Genomic DNA, 20,148 nt, shown 5'->3' on the forward strand with positions numbered 1-20,148 from the left:
GCACTACCCTTCTTTTAAATAGGAATCAGGGAAAATCTTTCGTCGCAATAAGCCGGACTTCTCCGGTTTTACTTTAACTGTTGGCTTGTCGATTATGTCCGGTAAGATGCACAGTCAAACCGGATAATCTTTGGCCGACATTACAAATTGGTACCAGAGTTTCCAGAAGCCGATAATGAAACAACTGACAGAACGGTTCAAAAACAAACATAACGTCACAGCGTTTCAGCCCGTGTATTGATCGCAAGTTAAAAGACGATTATCGCAATTGTTGATTTCCTATATGATACAAAAAGAAAAAGGGCTGACATTGCCAGCCCTTTTTCAAAAATTCGGATTACAAAAACGTGCGATTAGTTACGTGTTTTGTCAACCAATGCGTTCGACTTGATCCACGGCATCATTCCGCGCAATTTTTCACCGATTTGTTCAAGCTGATGACCGTCGTTAATGCGGCGGATAGCTTTGAAACGAACAGCGCCGGATTTATATTCCTGCATCCAGTTGGAGCAGAATGTACCGTCTTGAATATCGTTCAAAACACGCTTCATATTGGCCTTGACTTCATCGGTAATGATGCGCGGACCACTGACATATTCACCCCACTCGGCAGTGTTGGAAATCGAGTAGTTCATATTGGCAACACCACCCTCGTAAATGAGGTCAACAATAAGCTTCATCTCGTGGCAGCATTCAAAGTAAGCCATCTCCGGAGCATAACCGGCCTCGACCAATGTTTCAAAACCGGCACGGATAAGGTTGACCAAACCACCGCACAGAACGGCCTGTTCACCGAAGAGATCGGTTTCAGTTTCTTCCTTGAATGTTGTTTCGATAACGCCTGAACGGCCTGCACCAATTCCGCAAGCATAGGAGAGAGCGAGATCATGTGCATTGCCTGTTGCGTCGTGGCCAACAGCAATAAGACTTGGAACACCGCCGCCGCGCTGATATTCGCTGCGCACTGTATGTCCAGGGCCTTTGGGAGCAATCATAATGACATCCACTGTCTTTTTCGGTTCAATCAAACCGAAGTGGATGTTCAGACCGTGGGCAAATGCAATTGCCGCGCCGTCGCGCAAATTGTTGGCAATGTGGTCTTTGAAGATGTCTGCCTGCAATTCGTCAGGTGTAACCATCATAATGAGATCGGCCCATTTGGCTGCTTCGGCAACCGAAACGACCTCAAGCCCGTCGGCTTCGGCTTTTTTAGCTGTTGCAGAACCCGGACGAAGAGCAACTTTAATTTCCTTCACGCCGGAATCTTTCAAGTTCAATGCATGGGCGCGGCCTTGAGAGCCATAGCCTATAATACCGACTTTTTTGGATTTTATCAGGTTTACATCTGCATCACGATCATAATAAACACGCATAGAAAACTCCCTTAAATTTGCGTTTCATCAGTTTTGTTCGTCTTTTTTTGCCCGAAAAGAGCAAAAAATTGCCTTGTCGCTGTGCGAGCTTCACGGATAATGTCTTCATCATCCATATGAAAATCATCGCCCAGCAATTTGCGTATTTGGACATCACGAACGACGAGACCGAAAAATGTCCGGAATGCATTGTCGAGATCATCCAATTGTAAAAAACCGCAGTCCCGCCCGATTTCCAGAATCGGCTTCAAACGCCGCGCCATTGCAAAAGGCCCGCGATAAAGCACAATATCTCCAAGGTTGGACTTACCCGCACCGGCTTGACTGACCGCAAGCCGGTTGAGCGCTATCGAGGTCGGAGAGGTCAAAACCATCAACCAGTCACGCGCAAAATGTTCCAAACTGTTGAACAGGGTTTGTTCATCAACCGCTTCGCGGCTGATCGGTACGGCGCGAACGCGCGAAGCCTGCCACTCGACCATCGCTTCCAAAAACGTATTGCGATCGCCAAACCACTTATAAAGCGTTTCTTTCGAGCAACTCGCAGCTTCTGCAACTTTCGACATCGTCAGTGCCAAATGATTTTTGACGAGCAAATGCAATGCCGCATCGAGAACGTCTTTCTGACGATCTGTCAAATTATTGACCAAGTTGTTGACCGTGGCGTTTGACGATTGTTGCATTTCCGCTGTTTTCATCTTTTCTCAGTACCGTACCGTACGGTTCTTTACCATGCTACGATCACCCCTTAATAGCAAGCGTTATTTTAACAGATATTGTTTTTTAATTGGTAGAAGGTTTTTTCATTGATGAATTTTTTAACTTGCCATCAGTCCTTGGGCGATTTCCTGTTTTTGCCAGCACAGGAACACGGTTGATAATGCGTGCGCGACCACGCCGGTAAGGCAGATGTGAATAACAAGTTATAGTATAACAGGATAGGCCTGCCCCAGACCCGCAATAACGGGTTGAGCCATGATTACCCCCATTATTGCATTTTGCCGGTCAAACTTCATCGACATTTGGATAGTATGGCCGGCGTTCGTGATCCTGTTTACCTCATCAAACAGTAATCTGTGTACCGATTTCAACAACACGACCGGTTGGAATCTGGAAATATTCTGTTGCATCTGCCGCTGTTCGGGCGAGGAAAATATAGAATTTATCCTGCCACATCGGCATATCCGACTTGGCCGCGGGTTTAATTGACCGGCGGGAGAGGAAAAATGACGTGGTCATAATATCGAATTTCCAACCAAGCTTGCGACAAATTGCCAAAGCCTTCGGAATATTTGGCTGCTCCATATAACCGAATGTCAAAGTCACCTGCATAAAGCGTTCGTTAAACTGCGATACTCTGGCCCGATCCACGGCCGGTACACGGGGTGTGGAGGCGGTATTAACAGTCAATATAACATTGTTTTCGTGCAAAACTTTATAGTGCTTGAGGCTGTGCATCAAAGCACTTGGAGCGCTTTTCGGATCACTGGTCAAAAAGACTGCTGTTCCCGGCACAATAATCGGCGGTTTTTCCGCCATCTTGTTGACAATAAGATCAAGCGGTACTTCGGCCTTACGGGTTTTCTTGAACAAATGGCGACTGCCACGAACCCATGTCCACATAACGAGGATAACGCTGCAAGCAAGCCCTACAGAGAACCAGCCACCTTCGTGGATTTTGACCACATTGGCACTGAAGAAAAGAAAATCGAGACACAGAAATGCAATCGTCGGCACAAGGCATAAAGCAAGGCGCCATTTCCAGATCCGCTTCATCACAATGAACAGAAGCGATGTGGTCACGATCATATTGCCGGTGACCGAAATACCATAGGCGGCTGCCAGATTGGATGATTTTTCAAAGCCGATCACAAGACAAATAACGATAACCGCAAGGAGCAGATTGACCCGCGGCATATAGATTTGCCCCAAATTTTTTTCCGAAGTGTGCAAAATTTCAAGTCGCGGCAAAATATTGAGCTGAACAGCCTGTCGCGCCAGAGAAAACGCACCTGTGATAACGGCCTGTGAAGCGATAACGGTTGCCATTGTTGCAAGAACGATCATCGGTATAAGCGACCATTCCGGCAACATTTGATAAAACGGATTTACAGTGTTGCGCCCGTGGGAAAGAATGAATGCGCCCTGCCCCAGATAATTGAGCACAAGACACGGAAACACAATCCATAGCCAGGCGGCAACAATCGGACGCCGTCCGAAATGTCCAAGATCGGCATAAAGGGCTTCGGCACCGGTGACAGCCAGAAAAACAGCCCCGACGGCTGCAAAAGATGTCGCGGGATTGCTGACAATGTATGAAATCGCATACCATGGCAACAATGATTTCAAAATCGTGAGATCATCAAATATGTGAAAAAGCCCGAAGCCGCCAAGTGCAAGAAACCAGACCAAAGTAATAGGCCCGAAAACGATAGCCACCTTTCCTGTTCCAAACTTTTGGACAGCAAAAAGTGCAACCAGAATAACAAGTGTCAGTGGCACAACAAAAGGTTCAAGGTCGGGGGCCACAACTTCCATACCTTCCACCGCCGAAAGCACCGAAACGGCAGGGGTAATGACGGCGTCACCAAAAAATAGCGAGGCACCGAGAATGCCTATTCCCAAAACCCACCCCCCTCTTTTCCGGAAGGTGGAACGGGCAAGTGCCATCAGCGAGAGAATGCCGCCCTCGCCATTATTGTCGGCACGCAAAACAAACACGACATATTTGATTGTAACAATCAGCAATAATGCCCAGAATATAAGTGAAATAACCCCGTAAACATCATTTTTTAAAATATCATGATTACCTGCACCAGCGCGCAACGCCTCGCGAAATGCATAAATCGGGCTGGTTCCAATATCACCATAGACAACACCGATTGCGCCAATCAAAAGCAGTAAAAAACTCTCTTTGGAATGGTCATTATTTTCATCGGCTGTTGTTGGATCATCGGTCACAGCGTCAATATCTTGAGAGTCCGCCATAGCGCAATCCTTTCAGCCGAAATTGTTATCCAGTTGTTGAGGTAGAAGACGGGTAAAAACGACCTTGATCTTACATATTCACCTGATGCCCGTTTGGCCGGTTAAATTGCCAATGCTCTTTTAAATCTCAGAACAGTTTCTCTCATTCCATGTTCCAGAGCATCCGCAATAAGTCCGTGTCCGATGGAGGTTTCATAAAGCCATGGCACTCTTTTGACAAGAGGGGGCAAATTGGACACCGTCAAATCATGTCCGGCATTGACGAGAAGCTTCAATTCCTTGGCGCGCTGCGCAACGATTCTTACCGCTTCAAGGGCTTTTGCCTGTTTTTCGTCGCTGTCATAAGCGTCGCCATAAGGACCGGTATAAATTTCAATACCGTCGGCACCGATGTCTTTGGCGGCTTCAAGCCCGTCGGCAACAGGATTGACGAACACAATGACACGAATCGACCTTTCTTTCAGCCGGCTGATAACGGGTTTCAAAAATGCGCTATCACGACCAAAATCCCACCCATGGTCGGAAGTTGATTGTTGTGGGGAATCGGGAACCAAGGTTATCTGATCGGCATAAAGTTCTGCCATATCCAGAAACGCCTGATCCGGATAGCCTTCTATATTGAATTCCCGATTTGGAAATTCATCGTCAATCAAACGACGTATATCGGGAAGATCGGTAAACCTGATATGACGCTGGTCAGGACGGGGATGGACAGTAAGTCCGTCAGCACTCGCATCCAGCGCTATGCGCCCCATACCGACCACATTCGGCCAAGGCAAATTCCGGCGATTGCGCAACACCGCGATGGCGTTAAGATTAACCGAAAGTTTTATTGTCATCGACAGCACCTATCAAGTCCACTTAAAATCTGTAGTATTGAAAACTTCAGACGTTACATAAAATTCTACATATAACTTAATTGAGCCACAAGAAAGGGCAAAAGCATGTTACCTGAAGATACAATACCGGTGATCTCCAAGATCAAGACCAACCGCCCCGGTGCAATCGGTTTTTCCATTAACGGCGTGCTTTTTTCTTCAGATGTGGAAAACCTCTATGGACTTTTTGAAGCGGAGGCGGAAGGCTTTGACTCTATCGATATGATTGTCATTTTTAAAGAATATGACGGAATTGATTGGGAAAGCCTGTTTAACGAGGATACAGCCAAGCTCAGAGCAGAAGCTTTCACAAAACTAAGGCGTTATGCCATTGTCGGCGGCCCTTCTTGGCTCAAACTGGCGGTCGAGTTTTTCCGGCCTTTCGGACGCGTCGAAACAAAATGGTTTGCTTCTGAACACATTAACGATGGCTGGAATTATATAGATGCAAAGCCGATCGAATGAGATAAGCACTTTCGATTGACTGATTCCATAGAGCTTTAAAACGACAATTAAAACCGGCTTGCTGGAAGTTTTTCAGTTTAACTTGCCACCGGTTCCTCGGTATAAATCGACACAATATTCCATTCATTGTTCGTGTATATCGAGCGATAATTGCCGTTTTATCCGTGATCGATTGTGTGCAATCGACAAATTTATCACGTTCCTTTGGAATTTATCACGTTCCTTTGGAAGCGTTTTCATAACCCTTTGGCAAAGCTACCGTGGTTCATATTTTTTAAAATCGGTTTTCAAAAGCAATTCTGCCATTCGAGCGTTTTAAACTCTATTTTCAAAAATCATATTCCCGCTTCCGGAGAGCACACAAAAATTCGTTTCCCGTATTGGCGACATTTTAATTTTTTAAAAGAATAAGGGTGAGACAAACGGTTTCACTGCCAAGGGGTCAACAATCGCAATCGGCCGCACTTTCTTGCCTCCATCGGAATTTTCCCGATAAAAGATTTCACACGAAAGAGATGAATTGCCAACAGGCTTTCAGCATAAGCATATCGCCGATATTTCCTCTAAAATGACTAAGTCCAATCAAATCATTCTCTCGAACCATCTCCCGACTTATCCGTTTCCATTGCAACTTTTACCGGAATAAAGATGCAATAATTGCACTATCCGGTTCAGACAACGAAGAAATAATGAGAGGCATCCACAAATCCAGAATAATCCTGTGCGGATTCGGCTGGCCTCATTGACGAGCCCTTCAACTAACCTGCTTTTTTATCCCCCCTTCAAAAAGCCGGATTGGCTATCAAATTTGCCAATTCAATCTATAATAGAATAATAGCCCTTATAATTCAAAATGTTCCTGATATTTTTTAAATTATCAGTTGAAGATATCGTTATAGCTTTCATCTTCTTACGAAAAAAATTTTTTGATTTTTGTTAAAATTATCAACTGTTAAGGCACTAATTTCAGCAAATGAACTTGCGAAACAATAGTCTCTTGGCATATGAATTGCTAGACGTTATTGTAGAAGTCGACCGGGAGGTGGCCGAGGGGCGGCTAAATCCACTGCAAAATTTTGCGCGGTCGATCAGAGGGAGGCTTCATGGCTTACAAAATCGAACAATTGAAACAACCACGTCCTCATCGCGCGTTTTACAAAGTCCTTTATATTCAAGTATTATTCGCAATTGTTTGCGGTATTTTGCTTGGATATTTTTATCCGGATGTTGGCGCATCTTTGAAGCCGTTGGGTGACGCCTTTATCAAATTGGTCAAGATGATTATTGCTCCGGTTATCTTCTTGACCATTGTGAGCGGCATTGCCGGCATGAGCGACCTGAAAAAGGTCGGGCGTGTTGCGGGAAAATGTATGCTTTACTTCTTGACTTTCTCGACATTGGCATTGATCGTCGGCCTTGTTATCGGAAATGTTCTGCAACCGGGCGCGGGCATGCATATTGATCCGGCGTCGCTCGATACCGCGGCAGTTAAAGTTTACGCTGAAAAAGCTCACGATTCGTCGATCGTCAAATTTTTGATGAATATCATTCCGTCAACCGTCGTGTCGGCTTTTGCGGAAGGTGACATTCTTCAGGTATTGTTCTTCTCGATTCTGTTCGGCATTGCGCTTGGATCAGTCGGCGAACGCGGTAAACCCATTCTGGATTTCATCCATGCATTGTCGACGCCGATTTTCAAACTGGTTGCCATTCTAATGAAGGCTGCTCCCATTGGCGCTTTCGGTGCGATGGCTTTCACTATCGGAAAATACGGTATCGGCTCGGTCATTAATCTGTTCTTTCTGGTGGCAACCTTCTACATCACGTCGATTCTGTTTGTTGTAGTTATTCTGGGCGCGGTGTGCCGTTACAACGGTATTTCCATCTTCAGAGTGATCCGCTACATCAAAGATGAATTGTTGCTGGTTCTCGGTACATCCTCGTCCGAAGCTGCGTTGCCAACCTTGATGGAAAAGATGGAAAAGGCCGGTGCGAAGAAGTCGGTTGTCGGGCTGGTTATTCCGACCGGTTATTCATTCAACCTTGACGGCACCAATATCTATATGACTTTGGCCACATTGTTTATCGCCCAGGCTTTGGATATTAATCTGACACTCGAACATCAGATCCTTATTCTGGTCGTGGCTATGATTTCATCGAAGGGTGCAGCCGGTGTTACGGGTGCGGGCTTCATTACTCTTGCGGCAACTCTCGGAGCCGTTCCGGCTATTCCGGTTGCCGGTATGGCTATCATTCTCGGTATTGACCGTTTCATGTCGGAGTGCCGCGCATTAACCAATCTCGTCGGCAATGCGGTTGCCTGTATCGTTGTTGCACGTTGGGAAAACGAGCTTGATACCGTTCAGCTCCATAAAGTTCTGGGTGGCCACGAACATCAACATGGTCACCACCATGTCGAGGCACCGAAAAGCGAAGAAGCGAACTGACAATGTTCGTTTCATCGCATGAGACGATATGTCGATTAAAAGCCCCTTTTTCGGGGCTTTTATTTTTTGGTACGTTTATTTTTTCGCGGCTTTTATTTTTTGGCGCTTTTATTTTTTCGGCGCTTGTATTTTTTCAGCGCTTTTATTTTTTCGGCAGTTGTATTTTTTCGGCGCTTGTATTTTTGGCAATCACCGATCAATCCCTGCCACGATCAATCCACGCCGCAATCACCCCCTGCCCCGATCAATTCATGCCCAATTGACCGTAAAACCTATGTCGGGTGGATTTGGCTATTTTAATAAATGTTATGGTTAACCGCTTGAGCCGGCAGAATATAGATTCCGCTTTTTTGGACTATCTCGCACAGGCTTTGCCGTGGCTCGTCAGACCTTGCTCAAAAGACCCAGTTCTTTTGCAACAAAGTAGTAAAAAGTGACACGATTTTTCATATGTTCACCTTTCAGCAAATCGGCAACCTTTGTGACTGCCTGTTTGCTCTTTTCGACATCTGCACCAAGTTTTTCCGCTGCCCATTTTGCCACGCGTTGAAGCTCTGCCTCGTCGGTTGCTGCAACTTCTGAAGCGTCGCGGTTTTGTAACGCAAGCGATAAACGGTTTTCCAATCGTTTAATTGCTGCTTCATCCGGATTTTTGTCATATTTTTTGATCTGGTCGAGGTGTTTTGTCATCGGTTTCAGGCTCCTGTCGATTAAATGTCCGCTTAACAGTAAAACAGCGGGGAATTTCCCACTTGTTTTATGGGCGATGAATTGAATTTGGATGTTTGACCGTTTTTCCATTCATTCAAACATCACTGTTTATGAGATAGAGCCAAACATCACTGTTTATGAGATAGAGCGCGAAAAAGTTAGACAACCCCCCTTCCCACCGTCAATTGATTTACCTATATTGGCTTTGCTGGCTTGCCAGCTATGGTAATAAATGGACAGTGTAATAAACCCATTGGACCCGGGGGCGGTACCCGGCGCCTCCACCACAATGAAAAGGCGAAGTAATTTTCCTAGCGTTTTCATTATGAAGGGGGCGAAACAGGATCGACAAGGGCGTAAAGATTGCTCTTTTACCCGGCATTGTACCACCGTTATCGGGCTAATTAAGTAGTTGCAAATGACAACTATGCGGAAGCTCGTCTCGCTGCTTAATTGCGGCGCGAACGCTTCAAATCAAGTCTTGGGCCTTCGCCGGTCCAAGCGGGGTTCGGAGGCACCTGGCAACAGAAGCCTTCACTTTTTTACTCGACATTTTTGAAAGTTTGCCGCGATTTTCTTACAAGAATTTATCTTCAAGGCGCATTCACTCAAAAATGCCATTCTCTATTGTGTTGGTAATCGGGTCTCAAGCGCATCTTTGTTGATATTTACGAAAAAAAATTGAGAAGATTGTGATTGCCTCATTGCATTAAGAACGGCTACACTGCATTAAGGTTGAGTGCCAAATTTGCATAAACTACGTCGCAGAAGGAACAGGTTTTCAATGGTTCACGATCAGATCCGTTATGACATTCTCGTGCAGGATGCGTTGCGCAGTGTTATTCGCAAAGTATTATCCGAAGTGGCGAAGGCCGGCCTTCCAGGTGACCATCATTTTTTTATAACCTTTCTTACAAACGCTCCTGGTGTGAAAATATCGTCACGCCTGAAAGAACGTTATCCCGAACAAATGACGATTGTTTTGCAACACCAATTTTGGGATTTGAACGTTTCCGAAAGTGGTTTTGAAGTGAGCCTCTCATTTGGCGATGTGCCGGAAAGACTGGTCATCCCCTTCTCGGCCGTTCAAGTATTCTATGACCCGACAGCAGCCTTTGAAGCGGCCTTTGATCTCGCATCCGACCAGCCGAAAAGCGACAATGACAGCCCCGAAGTCAAAACTGTCACAAACGAAACCAAAGGCGGCGAGCTTGCACATATCGGTGACAAAAAAGATAAGAAAAAATCGCCGGTCAAATTGAAGCAGCATACAAAGGCCGCAGACGAAACGGATAAATCGCCTAAGAAAGAAAAGGAACCGTCATCTGCCAATGTTGTTTCGCTTGACGCGTTCCGGAAAAAATAAGGCTCTTTAAATGGCTGAATTGGTCAATTTAAGGCAATTTCGTAAACAGAAAAAACGTCAGTCGGAAGAAAAGCAGGCAACCGAAAATCGTATTCTATTCGGGCGCACAAAAATCGAACGCCAATTCGATGACCGGAAAAAACAGAAAACAGACGGATTTCTTGATTTAAGAAGAATTACCCGCGACAAAGATGAAGAATGAAACTCCCGCCTCTATCACCAGCATTGACTGGCTTAAGGCGCGGCCTAGAAAATTGTCCGTGCGCATAGATGGACATGCAACAAGTATCTCGCTTGAACAAGCCTATATTGATATTTTATTGCAAGAAGCGGAAAAAAGGGAACTTTCCTTTGCCGGAATTGTCACGCTGATAGATGAAGCAAGGCCGGCGGAAATCAATCTTTCAGCCGCTTTGCGTCTCTTTGCTTTGAAACTGGTGCAAAATTCCGACATTTGAAAAACCGTTTTACGACCGCAATTTTTTTATAAAAAAGTTTCCAATCAGCTTTGCTATTATCTGCATTGGAACACCGGTTGCCGGATGAATTTTGCTGAAGCCTGCGTTTCAAACCATTCAAGCCGGTTTGCGTTAAAATGGTGCAGTTTTTCAGTTTCAAAGTAAAAATGTATTATTTTTTAACAAAATTTGACAATAACCATTACTTACCGCTTTTTATCGTTTATATTTTAACCGATTTGAACAAACCGACTTGATAGAAGAGTGCCAACCGTCTAACTCAACGCTATGGAACATTTTGCCGATTCAGACAGTGCTTTACCGCCTTTGAAAGACCCGCAATTTTTAACTGAATTTGTGGCCTTGATGGTATTGAAACGCGATGTTTTCTCTGAAACGCGGGTCGGCTATTTTGCTGACGAACCGCATAAACGCGTTATCCGTCGCATTGTTACCGCAGCTCCAAAATGGTCACGCCCGCTTGCCTGGATATTGGCACGAAGAGAAATAAGGGCATTAAAAAAAGTCCGCGGGCTTGAAGGTGTGCCGCAACTCATTGCCGTTGATAAAGACGGGCTTTATCGTTCCTGGAGCGAGGGAACGCCGTTGCATCTCGCGCGGCCGAACAAACCCGAATTTTACCTGAGCGCATTCAAACTCCTGCGCAATCTGCGGCGCATGGGTATTACCCACAATGATTTGGCGAAACCGCAAAACTGGTTGATGACGAGTGACGGGAAAGCCTCGATCATCGACTTTCAATTGGCAAGCGTACACAAGCATCGCGGCGCTCTCTACCGCTATTTTGCCTATGAGGATTTCCGCCATCTTATCAAACAAAAAAGAAGTTTTGCGCCGGAACTGATGACGCCCACGGAAAAGCGGATACTGAAAAACCGCTCATGGCCGTCGCGACTTTGGTTGGCAACAGGCAAACGTGTCTATAATTTTATAACCAAAGATATGTTCAACTGGTCGGATGGAGATGGTACCGGCGACCGTATCCAGCATCAGGGGCCGGCCATACGGAATCTTTTGAAAAATAACCCCGATATTGGTGATATTACGCTTGCGACATATTCGCTTCCTGCAAAAGGTGTCGGGCTTTATGTTTTTGTCGAATCTGACAAACTTGACGAACAAGCCGTTCGCAATCTTCTTAAAGATCAGAAAATTGAATCGCTTCAGGTTGTGCATCAATTGCCGAAGCGTGAAGATGGTTCGATCCGCGAAGACATTATAAAACTTGTCGCCATGAACGAGCTTAATGATCTTGTCGCGTTGATTAAAAGAGAGCCGGAGTTGAAACCGGTTGTTGCGCCGATTATAGACAACCGGAAGAATTTGACCGACCGTCGCGTCTATCAATATGAAGTGCAACGTAAAAAAAAGTGATTTTCCGATCATTTTCGTGTTAAAGCGTCAAGTCTGGCCTAGCAGAAAATATCTTGAACCATTAGATTGGTGATAATGAGCGATTTTCCTGACGATATACCATTTTTTGATGACGAACCGAGAAAGCCGGAAGAGCAGCCTGACACGTCGCAGCACGAGGGCGGCAGCGGCTTGGCATCGCGCGCCATGGCGGCGCGTCGCAATGCAAAGGCCGATTATCTTGAAAAGCTCAACCCTGAACAACGCCTTGCTGTAACAACTACGGAAGGTCCCGTTCTGGTGCTCGCCGGTGCGGGCACGGGAAAGACGCGGGTTCTCACCACACGCATTGCCCATATTTTACGGCTTGGTCTTGCTTATCCAAGCCAGATTCTGGCGGTCACATTCACCAATAAAGCCGCACGTGAAATGAAAAACCGTATTGGTGAACTGGTTGGCGGCGCGGTTGAAGGTATGCCGTGGCTTGGCACTTTCCATTCGATCGGGGTAAAAATTCTTCGTCGCCACGCAGAACTTGTCGGTCTCAACAGCAATTTCACCATTCTTGATACCGATGATGTGATAAGGCTTATCAAACAGCTCATTCAGGCTGAAGGGCTTGACGACAAAAGATGGCCGGCACGTAGTTTTGCCAATATGATTGACGGGTGGAAAAACCGTGGTCTTGCACCCGATCAGATACCCGAAGGTGATGCCCGTTCTTTCGGCAATGGTAAAGGGCGCGAGCTTTACCGCGCCTATCAGGAACGCCTGCAAACACTGAATGCCTGTGATTTCGGCGATTTATTGTTGCACCCTATTCATATTTTTCAAAAAAACGCCGATGTTTTGCGCGAATATCATAAAAAATTCCGTTACATTCTGGTCGACGAATATCAGGATACCAATACTGCACAATATTTGTGGTTAAGGCTATTGGCGCAACGCCCTGCCGGTGAAACTGTCAATCTTTGTTGCGTGGGTGATGACGACCAATCCATTTACGGCTGGCGCGGCGCAGAAATTGATAATATTTTGCGTTTTGAAAAAGACTTTCCCGGTGCAACTGTTATTCGTCTTGAACGCAATTACCGTTCGACTTCCCATATTCTGGGAGCCGCATCCTATCTGATTGCCCATAATGAAGGCCGTTTGGGTAAAACGCTTTTTACCGATAATAAAACGGAAAATGACCAGAAGGTCAAAGTCCATGCTGCCTGGGATTCAGAAGAGGAAGCGCGCGCTATTGGTGAAGAAATCGAGCAATTGCAACATCAGGGCCTTGCTTTGAATGACATTGCCATTCTGGTTCGCGCATCTTTCCAGATGCGTGAATTTGAAGACCGGTTTGTTACACTGGGGCTTAATTATCGCGTTATCGGTGGCCCGCGTTTTTATGAGCGGCAAGAAATTCGCGATGCGCTCGCCTATTTCCGTGTTGTTGCACAACCTTCCGACGATCTCGCTTTCGAGCGTATTATCAATACACCGAAGCGCGGCCTTGGTGAAGCGACCGTTCGTCAAATCCACGATACAGCCCGCGCCCGCAACGAGCCTATGCTCAAAGCCGCTCAGGAAATGGTCGAAACCGACGAATTGAAGCCCAAGGCCAGAAGTTCTTTAAGAAAACTCGTCGAAGATTTCCGCCGTTGGCAGAACATGCTTGATAATACTCCCCATACCGAACTTGCAGAAATTATTCTGGATGAATCGGGCTATACGGCCATGTGGCAGGCAGACCGTTCTGCCGAGGCACCGGGGCGGCTTGAAAACCTGAAAGAACTTATCCATTCCATGGAAGATTTCGAGAGTTTGAGAAGTTTTCTTGAACATATCTCGCTGGTTATGGATACCGAAAAAAATGAGGATATGGATGCGGTCAATATCATGACCTTGCATTCGGCCAAAGGGCTGGAATTTAACACCGTATTTTTGCCCGGTTGGGAAGAAGGACTGTTTCCCCATCAACGTTCGCTTGATGAAGGTGGGCGCTCCGGTCTCGAAGAAGAGCGGCGCCTTGCTTATGTCGGCCTTACCCGCGCAAAAGAAAATCTGCATATCTGGTTTGTCTCGAACCGGCGTATTCACGGCTTATGGCAATCGACAATTCCGTCGCGTTTTCTTGATGAGCTGCCCAACGAACATGTCGAAGTTGCCGAAGTCGAAACATCCTATGGCGGTTATGGGCAATCGCGCTTTGATCGTCACGAGCCGTTCCAGAATAATTATTCAACACCCGGCTGGCAGAGAGCAAAAAAGAATGCAACCGAAGCGACACGTACCAATTGGGGCAACCGTTCGGGCGCCAATGTCGAGCGCATCGGTTATGGGGATGTCGATTCCGGATATGGTGCGGGGCGGATACAACAATCGAAAATTATTGAAGGCGAACTCATCGCCAAATCGGTTTCCGACAAGCCTTCCGAATTCAGCGTCGGAGACAGGGTTTTTCATATCAAATTCGGAAATGGCAATGTTGCAGCGATTGACGGAAACAAGCTCACCATCGCTTTCGATAAAGCTGGCGAAAAACGTGTGCTCGACAGTTTTGTCAAAAAAGTCTGAGCATCTTCCCCCACCCACGATCATCCGGTTTTTGTGAAGCTTCCATAAAATTAAAAAAGGCAGAAAACAAATCGATTTTCTGCCTTTTGTTTTATCAAATCGTTCAAGCGACTATTTGATGAAATTGTGAATGAGTAGATCGGCTACATCTTTCACGCGTCCCTGCATAATCGCCTTTGTGCCGTAAAGTGCCATGCCGGAAACTTCACCGGCCGTTACTTTTGGCGGCATAACCAGTTCATATCCGCTGGTTTTGACATCGAGAAGTGCCGGTCCTTTGGCACTCAAAAAGGCTTTGACCGCGCTTTCAAGCTCTTCCGGCTCGTTAACTTTCCAGCCTTTAATGCCAATAGATTCGGCAAGTTTTGCAAAATCCGGATTTTGCAAATCGGTATAATGGTCGACCAGTCCTTCAACCTTTTGTTCAAGTTCAACAAAGTTGAGTGAAGAATTGTTGAAAACAACAATCTTGATGTCAACCTTCTCCTGAACAACAGTCAAAAGTTCACCGAGCAACATGGCAAGGCCACCATCGCCGGAAAGCGAGATAACTTGTCTGTCTTTATAGGCTTTTTTGAAACCGATAGCCTGCGACAAAGCATTTGCCATAGTTCCATGGGAAAGGCTGGCAAGGGTTCTTCTTTTGCCATTTGTTTTGAAATGGCGGAGCAACCAGACCATTGGCGAACCGCAATCACCTGTAACCAGCGCATCATCATCGGCATATTGATTGATAAGCGAGACAAGATATTGCGGATGAATGATGGATTTTGAAACAGCAGTTTCCTTCGCCTCGGCTTTTTCGGCTTCGGCTTTGGTTTTTAAGCATTGGTCGAGAAAACCGGTATCTTTCTTTTCGTCAACATATTTAAGAAGTGCTGCTGCGGTCGATTTGACATCGCCGATCAACCCCATATTGACGGGATGGCGGCGCCCCAGATGCGTTCCATCCTCATCCACCTGAATAATCGTGGCTTTATCAGGGTAAAATTGCGTATAAGCGAAATCGGTGCCGAGCAGAAGCAAAGTATCGCAATGTTCAACCATGTCAAAACCCGGCTTGCCACCCAACATGCCGTTCATTCCCATATTATACGGGTTGTCATATTCGATGAAATCTTTCGATTTTGATGAATGCCCGATCGGTGCTTTCAACTTGGCAGCCAAAGCGACCACCTCGTCATGAGCGCCCTTGACACCAGAACCGACATAGATTGCAACTTTTTTGCCCTTGTTCAAATGCGATGCAACTTGTTCAAGTTCGCTATCGGAAGGGCGAATAACCGGATTTGGCCGATGAACACGATATTGCGTCACATGGTTCACTGCCTGCATAGATACATCTACCGGAAGTATGATGACAGCAACACCCCTTTTTGTCAGTGCGGCCTGACATGCCTCAACGGTGATGCGTTGGGCTTCCTCCGGATGTAAAATCTGTTCACAAAACACCGAACAATGTGAATAAAGCGCAGGAAAGTCGACTTCCTGCGGCCATTCGCTGCCGATAACGTTGGTCGAAAGCTGGCTTGCTATGGCCACAACCGGTGCGCGATTGCGATTTGATTCGTAAATACCATTGATAAGATGCAAGCTCCCCGGCCCGCACGAGCCTGCGCATGCACTCAATTCGCCAGTCAAATAAGCTTCTCCTCCTGCTGCCAAGGCAGCAGCTTCTTCGTGGCGTGTATGGACCCACTCGATTTTCGAGCGATATATCGCATCAGTGATATAGTTAAGTGTATCACCGACAATGCCGTAACAATGTTTCACACCTGCGTTTTGCAGTGTTTCCACGATAATCTCGCCAACACGTTTAGAAGACATTCACAATTTCCTTTCAAAATTGAGGTACAAAGTAATTATTGAAATAAACAACAAGAAATTGAAAATAAATTCCTCGTCAATCACGTGTCTTTGATGATTTTCTATCTCCGGATAAGATTTTTCCACTTAGTGTCAATTCTCCGGCCGATCGTTTTTTAATATCGGCTACTCGTTCATAAAATGCGTTCGGCTTTTTCATTGCTGTTTCTTTTGATACCGATTTATTTTGAATATCATCTTCGACGTGACCATCGTGGCTTTATTGCAACCCGATCGAATTCAGCGGATTTCGGCAATGAGAAGGGAAAGTAAAAAGGCCGCATTAAGTGCTTTTTACATTGTTTTATCGGTCGCACTTTTATGGCGTTTCTATTTTATTGGCAATCTTGTTCCATTCCGCCGTGGGTTAAGGATTTCAGCCTTACCGATTCCAACCGAAAAACAGTCACTGCGACAGACCTTGAAAAAACCGTCCGCGATATTTTTCGGTTATACAATGTTTCCGGATATTTGCGCGGCAATGTTCACAAGTATAGAAAATCGGGGCAAAGAATTGGGACCGGACGCGGATAAACCCGATTTCCGGTTTATCACGGTGAATCCCGAACAGGATATCCCTAAAGTTCTCCGTGATTATTTGTCGAAATTTACCGACAAAATTACCGGTATTAGCGGTGAACCGCCAAAAATCCATGAATTGGTATCATCTTTCAATATAGGAGCCAAAAAAGGTAGCCAACTTTCCGGACGAACATCCGTTATAATATCGGAAGAAAAAGTGCCAAAGATTTCGATATGTTCGTTGTATATGTCCGTTGTAGGGCGTCTTAAGAGTCTGGCAAATAACCGGTCGCTATAGACCGTCTCGCCAATCTCACAAAACAATAGAAAACATATTGAAGATATAAGAACAACATCGAGGACAGGCGCGTTTCTTTTTTAATCGCCAAAATAGGTGGCTCAAAAACAATATCAACTTCTCGGTCATTCCTTCGGCGATGGTATATTTTTTCGTACAATGACCGGTTTTGCCACCAACCATACCGTGAAACTATTTCACACCGGCGTTTTACAGTGTTTCGACAAAGATTTTCGCCAATACATTCGGAAGACATTTTCAAATTTCGTTCAAAATTGAAAGACAGGGTCATTTTTCAAAAGAAACAATGCGAAACGGAAATTAAAGTCCTGTCAATCACGTGCCTTTGTTGATTTTCTACTCTCAGACCAGCTTTTTCCACTTTGCTGTAAATTCTTCGGCTGACAGTTGTTGCATATCGCCTATTGCTTGATAAATTATGTTCAACGGCCAATTCCACCAGCTAAGGTCAAGAAGTGCCTGAATGGTATGATCGGGAAATCTCATTCTTATTCGCTTTGCCGGAACACCGCCGACGATCTCGTAAGGAATAACATCTTTGGTTACAACCGCATTGGCGCCGATCACCGCACCGTGGCCGATAGTTATCCCCGGCATCACCACCGCCCCATGACCGATCCAGACATCATGACCGATTGTCACGCGTTTATTATGCCGCCTTTCGCGAAAAGCACTATCAAGTGTCATGAAGCGGAAATATTCATTGGGACGGTAAGTCATTTTATGCATGCTTACCCTTTCCATCGGATGTTCAAGGGCATTAAGACGGACATTGGAGGCGATGCAACTGAAACGGCCGACATCTGTATATATGGCTTCACCATTGCGCTCGAAATAGCTGAAATCGCCGACAGTGACATCACGTAAGATAACCCGTTCGCCGATTTCGGAAAAACGGCCGAGTTTGCAACCATGTAACTTGGCCGTCGAATGAATGCGCGGTTCACTGTCATGAAAGCGTTGGTCAGTGGGTGATGTGCTCATGATAATCCGGTATATTGAATGGGTAAATAACCATAAAACGCCGACACAAGAAGTGCAATCCCGTGTATTTGTCCGCACTGTCGCGACAATGACGAATTAATTACCGCTTTTCATTGCAGTATCGTGTTCATACCGATATATTTTGAATATCCTTCAGGAGTCACGCGAGTGGCTTTTATGGCGATGCATCAAGCTCAAGGGATTTTGGCAATGACGAGTGAAAGTAAAAGTACCGCATTAAGTGTTTTTTACATTGTTATATTGGTTGCGGTTTTTATGGCATTCATATTCGGTTGGCAAACCTTTGTCAGTCCGCCACTGGGTGAGGATTTCAGCCTTACCGATTCCAACGGAAAAACCGTTACGCAGGTAGAACTTCGCGAAAAACCGTCGGCGATATTTTTCGGCTATACGATGTGTCCGGATATTTGCCCGACAACATTAATGAGTATGACCAATTGGATCAAGGAGTTGGGACCGGATGCAGATAAAATCAATATCTGGTTTATCACTGTTGATCCGGAACGGGATACTCCGGAAGTCCTCCATGACTATTTATCCAATTTTACCGATAAAGTTATAGGAATTAGCGGTGATCCTGCAAAAGTTCATAAACTGGTATCGTCTTTCAACATTGCCGCTGAAAAAGTACCCGGTGAAAATGGCGATTATACTTACGATCATACGGCAGCCATTCTGCTTACCAAAAAAGGTGGCCAATTTGCCGGTGTCATTCCTTATAGCGTGGAAGAAAACAGAAACGAGTTGAAAGACCAGATTGCCATTGAGCGTCTCAAGAGCCTGGCAAAACAATAGAACATAAGGACTAAAATTTTGGGACAAATCCGTCTACATTACAAATCACCGAAACGGGATGCTGAAAAGCAATATGAACTTCTCGACCATGCCTTCGAGGATGAAGCATTTCCGCTTGCTATAACCGAAATTGACGAAGCAAATGCAATTTATGAAGTCTCTCTCTACGTGGATGAATTGGAAAAAAATTTCGTACTTCCCCGCTTTGCGCGTGTTTTGGGTGTCAATGAAAACAATATAGAAATAGAGGTACTTCCGGATATTGACTGGGTAAGCCATAGTCTTGAAGGGCTTAATCCTGTTCGCGCAGGTCGTTTTTTTGTTCATGGCAGCCATGACCGCGACAAAGTCCAACCGGGTGATCTTGCAATCGAGATTGATGCCGGTCAGGCTTTTGGAACCGGCCACCATGGAACGACAGTCGGCTGCCTTGAACTTATCGCCGATGTTATGGAACATGAAAAACCGCAAAATGCACTTGATCTCGGTACGGGGAGCGGAATTCTGGCAATCGGTATTGCTCTGATTAAGCCGATCAGAATTCTGGCAACCGACATTGATCCGATAGCAATCAAAGTTGCAAAGGAAAATTTTGCTCTAAACGGTGTCGCCAAAACGATTACTGCCATCGCCGCCACCGGCCTTGACGATGAAGAGATAAAAAAGCGCGTCCCCTTTGATCTGATCGTGGCAAATATTCTCGCAAATCCTTTGATCGAACTTGCGCCACAAATGGTTCCCGCACTGAAAAAAGGTGGTTCTATTGTGCTTTCCGGCATACTGGAAGAACAACATGACCGCGTGGTCAAGGCCTTCGAGGCGGCAGGTGCAAAATATATAAAGACCTTGCATCATGAAGGCTGGGTTGCCATTCATTTGAAATAGGTGACGATTAAATAAACAGGTGGCCCATAAACAAAATAAGTGGCCGATAAACAATCGGACATTTGGCCATTTCACAAGAATAACAGGTGATCGAATTGCCCGATCATAGCAATCATAATTCTTTCACCGAC

General features: G+C 45.7%; 17 protein-coding genes and 1 other RNA gene. 11 read left to right on the forward strand and 7 right to left on the reverse strand.

Annotation, left to right across the window (positions count from 1 at the left end; genetic code table 11):
* Positions 1-353: 353 nt before the first annotated feature.
* From ilvC to GQS64_RS08770, 4 genes are all read right to left on the reverse strand, one after another.
* The gene (gene ilvC, locus GQS64_RS08755) at positions 354-1,373 is read right to left on the reverse strand and encodes a ketol-acid reductoisomerase (protein ID WP_077992708.1); all 1,020 of its coding nucleotides are present in this window, start codon (positions 1,371-1,373) and stop codon (positions 354-356) included.
* 11 nt (positions 1,374-1,384) lie between these two features.
* Complete coding sequence (locus GQS64_RS08760; protein WP_077994586.1) at positions 1,385-2,056, reverse strand: TetR/AcrR family transcriptional regulator; 672 nt, start codon at positions 2,054-2,056, stop codon at positions 1,385-1,387.
* 379 nt (positions 2,057-2,435) lie between these two features.
* The gene (locus tag GQS64_RS08765) at positions 2,436-4,361 is read right to left on the reverse strand and encodes a potassium transporter Kup (protein WP_077992710.1); all 1,926 of its coding nucleotides are present in this window, start codon (positions 4,359-4,361) and stop codon (positions 2,436-2,438) included.
* A 101-nt stretch (positions 4,362-4,462) separates the two neighbouring features.
* Positions 4,463-5,200 (reverse strand): pyridoxine 5'-phosphate synthase, encoded by a 738-nt coding sequence (locus GQS64_RS08770; RefSeq protein WP_198231294.1) that lies wholly within the window; start codon positions 5,198-5,200, stop codon positions 4,463-4,465.
* 105 nt (positions 5,201-5,305) lie between these two features.
* Between GQS64_RS08770 and GQS64_RS08775 the strand changes: the two genes are divergently transcribed.
* Both GQS64_RS08775 and GQS64_RS08780 read left to right on the forward strand, forming a co-directional pair.
* The gene (locus tag GQS64_RS08775) at positions 5,306-5,704 is read left to right on the forward strand and encodes an STAS/SEC14 domain-containing protein (protein WP_198231295.1); all 399 of its coding nucleotides are present in this window, start codon (positions 5,306-5,308) and stop codon (positions 5,702-5,704) included.
* A gap of 1,103 nt (positions 5,705-6,807) precedes the next feature.
* Positions 6,808-8,151: a dicarboxylate/amino acid:cation symporter gene (locus GQS64_RS08780; protein ID WP_077992715.1), complete on the forward strand. Its 1,344-nt coding sequence runs from the start codon at positions 6,808-6,810 to the stop codon at positions 8,149-8,151.
* Between the two features lie 384 nt (positions 8,152-8,535).
* Here GQS64_RS08780 and GQS64_RS08785 read toward each other — a convergent pair whose 3' ends face one another.
* Positions 8,536-8,841: a DUF2853 family protein gene (locus GQS64_RS08785; protein ID WP_198231296.1), complete on the reverse strand. Its 306-nt coding sequence runs from the start codon at positions 8,839-8,841 to the stop codon at positions 8,536-8,538.
* Positions 8,842-9,030: 189 nt separating this feature from the next.
* On the opposite strand from GQS64_RS08785, the gene ssrA reads away from it, so the two are divergent.
* The 6 genes from ssrA to GQS64_RS08815 all read left to right on the forward strand — a co-directional run bounded on the left by ssrA (position 9,031) and on the right by GQS64_RS08815 (position 14,625).
* Positions 9,031-9,401, forward strand: a transfer-messenger RNA (tmRNA) gene (ssrA, locus tag GQS64_RS08790).
* Between the two features lie 245 nt (positions 9,402-9,646).
* A complete protein-coding gene (locus GQS64_RS08795; RefSeq protein ID WP_198231297.1) occupies positions 9,647-10,228 on the forward strand; it encodes an SspB family protein in 582 nt (193 codons plus the stop codon).
* A gap of 10 nt (positions 10,229-10,238) precedes the next feature.
* A complete protein-coding gene (locus GQS64_RS08800; RefSeq protein ID WP_077992721.1) occupies positions 10,239-10,430 on the forward strand; it encodes a DUF4169 family protein in 192 nt (63 codons plus the stop codon).
* Positions 10,420-10,686 (forward strand): ribbon-helix-helix domain-containing protein, encoded by a 267-nt coding sequence (locus GQS64_RS08805; RefSeq protein WP_198231298.1) that lies wholly within the window; start codon positions 10,420-10,422, stop codon positions 10,684-10,686. Before GQS64_RS08800 ends, GQS64_RS08805 begins: the two co-directional genes overlap by 11 nt.
* A gap of 288 nt (positions 10,687-10,974) precedes the next feature.
* Complete coding sequence (locus GQS64_RS08810) at positions 10,975-12,081, forward strand: serine/threonine protein kinase (protein WP_198231299.1); 1,107 nt, start codon at positions 10,975-10,977, stop codon at positions 12,079-12,081.
* Between the two features lie 75 nt (positions 12,082-12,156).
* A complete protein-coding gene (locus tag GQS64_RS08815; protein ID WP_198231300.1) occupies positions 12,157-14,625 on the forward strand; it encodes an ATP-dependent helicase in 2,469 nt (822 codons plus the stop codon).
* Positions 14,626-14,736: 111 nt separating this feature from the next.
* On the opposite strand, the gene GQS64_RS08820 is transcribed toward GQS64_RS08815, so the two are convergent.
* A complete protein-coding gene (locus GQS64_RS08820; RefSeq protein WP_198231301.1) occupies positions 14,737-16,452 on the reverse strand; it encodes a thiamine pyrophosphate-dependent enzyme in 1,716 nt (571 codons plus the stop codon).
* Between the two features lie 295 nt (positions 16,453-16,747).
* Between GQS64_RS08820 and GQS64_RS08825 the strand changes: the two genes are divergently transcribed.
* Complete coding sequence (locus GQS64_RS08825; protein WP_198231302.1) at positions 16,748-17,311, forward strand: SCO family protein; 564 nt, start codon at positions 16,748-16,750, stop codon at positions 17,309-17,311.
* 363 nt (positions 17,312-17,674) lie between these two features.
* On the opposite strand, the gene GQS64_RS08830 is transcribed toward GQS64_RS08825, so the two are convergent.
* Entirely contained in the window at positions 17,675-18,316 is a 642-nt protein-coding gene (locus tag GQS64_RS08830) for a DapH/DapD/GlmU-related protein (protein WP_198231303.1), read from the reverse strand.
* Between the two features lie 210 nt (positions 18,317-18,526).
* Between GQS64_RS08830 and GQS64_RS08835 the strand changes: the two genes are divergently transcribed.
* Complete coding sequence (locus GQS64_RS08835; protein WP_077994587.1) at positions 18,527-19,132, forward strand: SCO family protein; 606 nt, start codon at positions 18,527-18,529, stop codon at positions 19,130-19,132.
* A 15-nt stretch (positions 19,133-19,147) separates the two neighbouring features.
* On the forward strand, positions 19,148-20,017 hold the full coding sequence (locus GQS64_RS08840; protein ID WP_198231355.1) for a 50S ribosomal protein L11 methyltransferase: 870 nt from the start codon (positions 19,148-19,150) through the stop codon (positions 20,015-20,017).
* The last annotated feature ends 131 nt before the right edge of the window (positions 20,018-20,148 follow it).

It is taken from the genome of Bartonella sp. P0282, from assembly GCF_048452985.1.
In the GTDB taxonomy this organism is placed as follows: Bacteria; Pseudomonadota; Alphaproteobacteria; order Rhizobiales; family Rhizobiaceae; genus Bartonella; species Bartonella choladocola.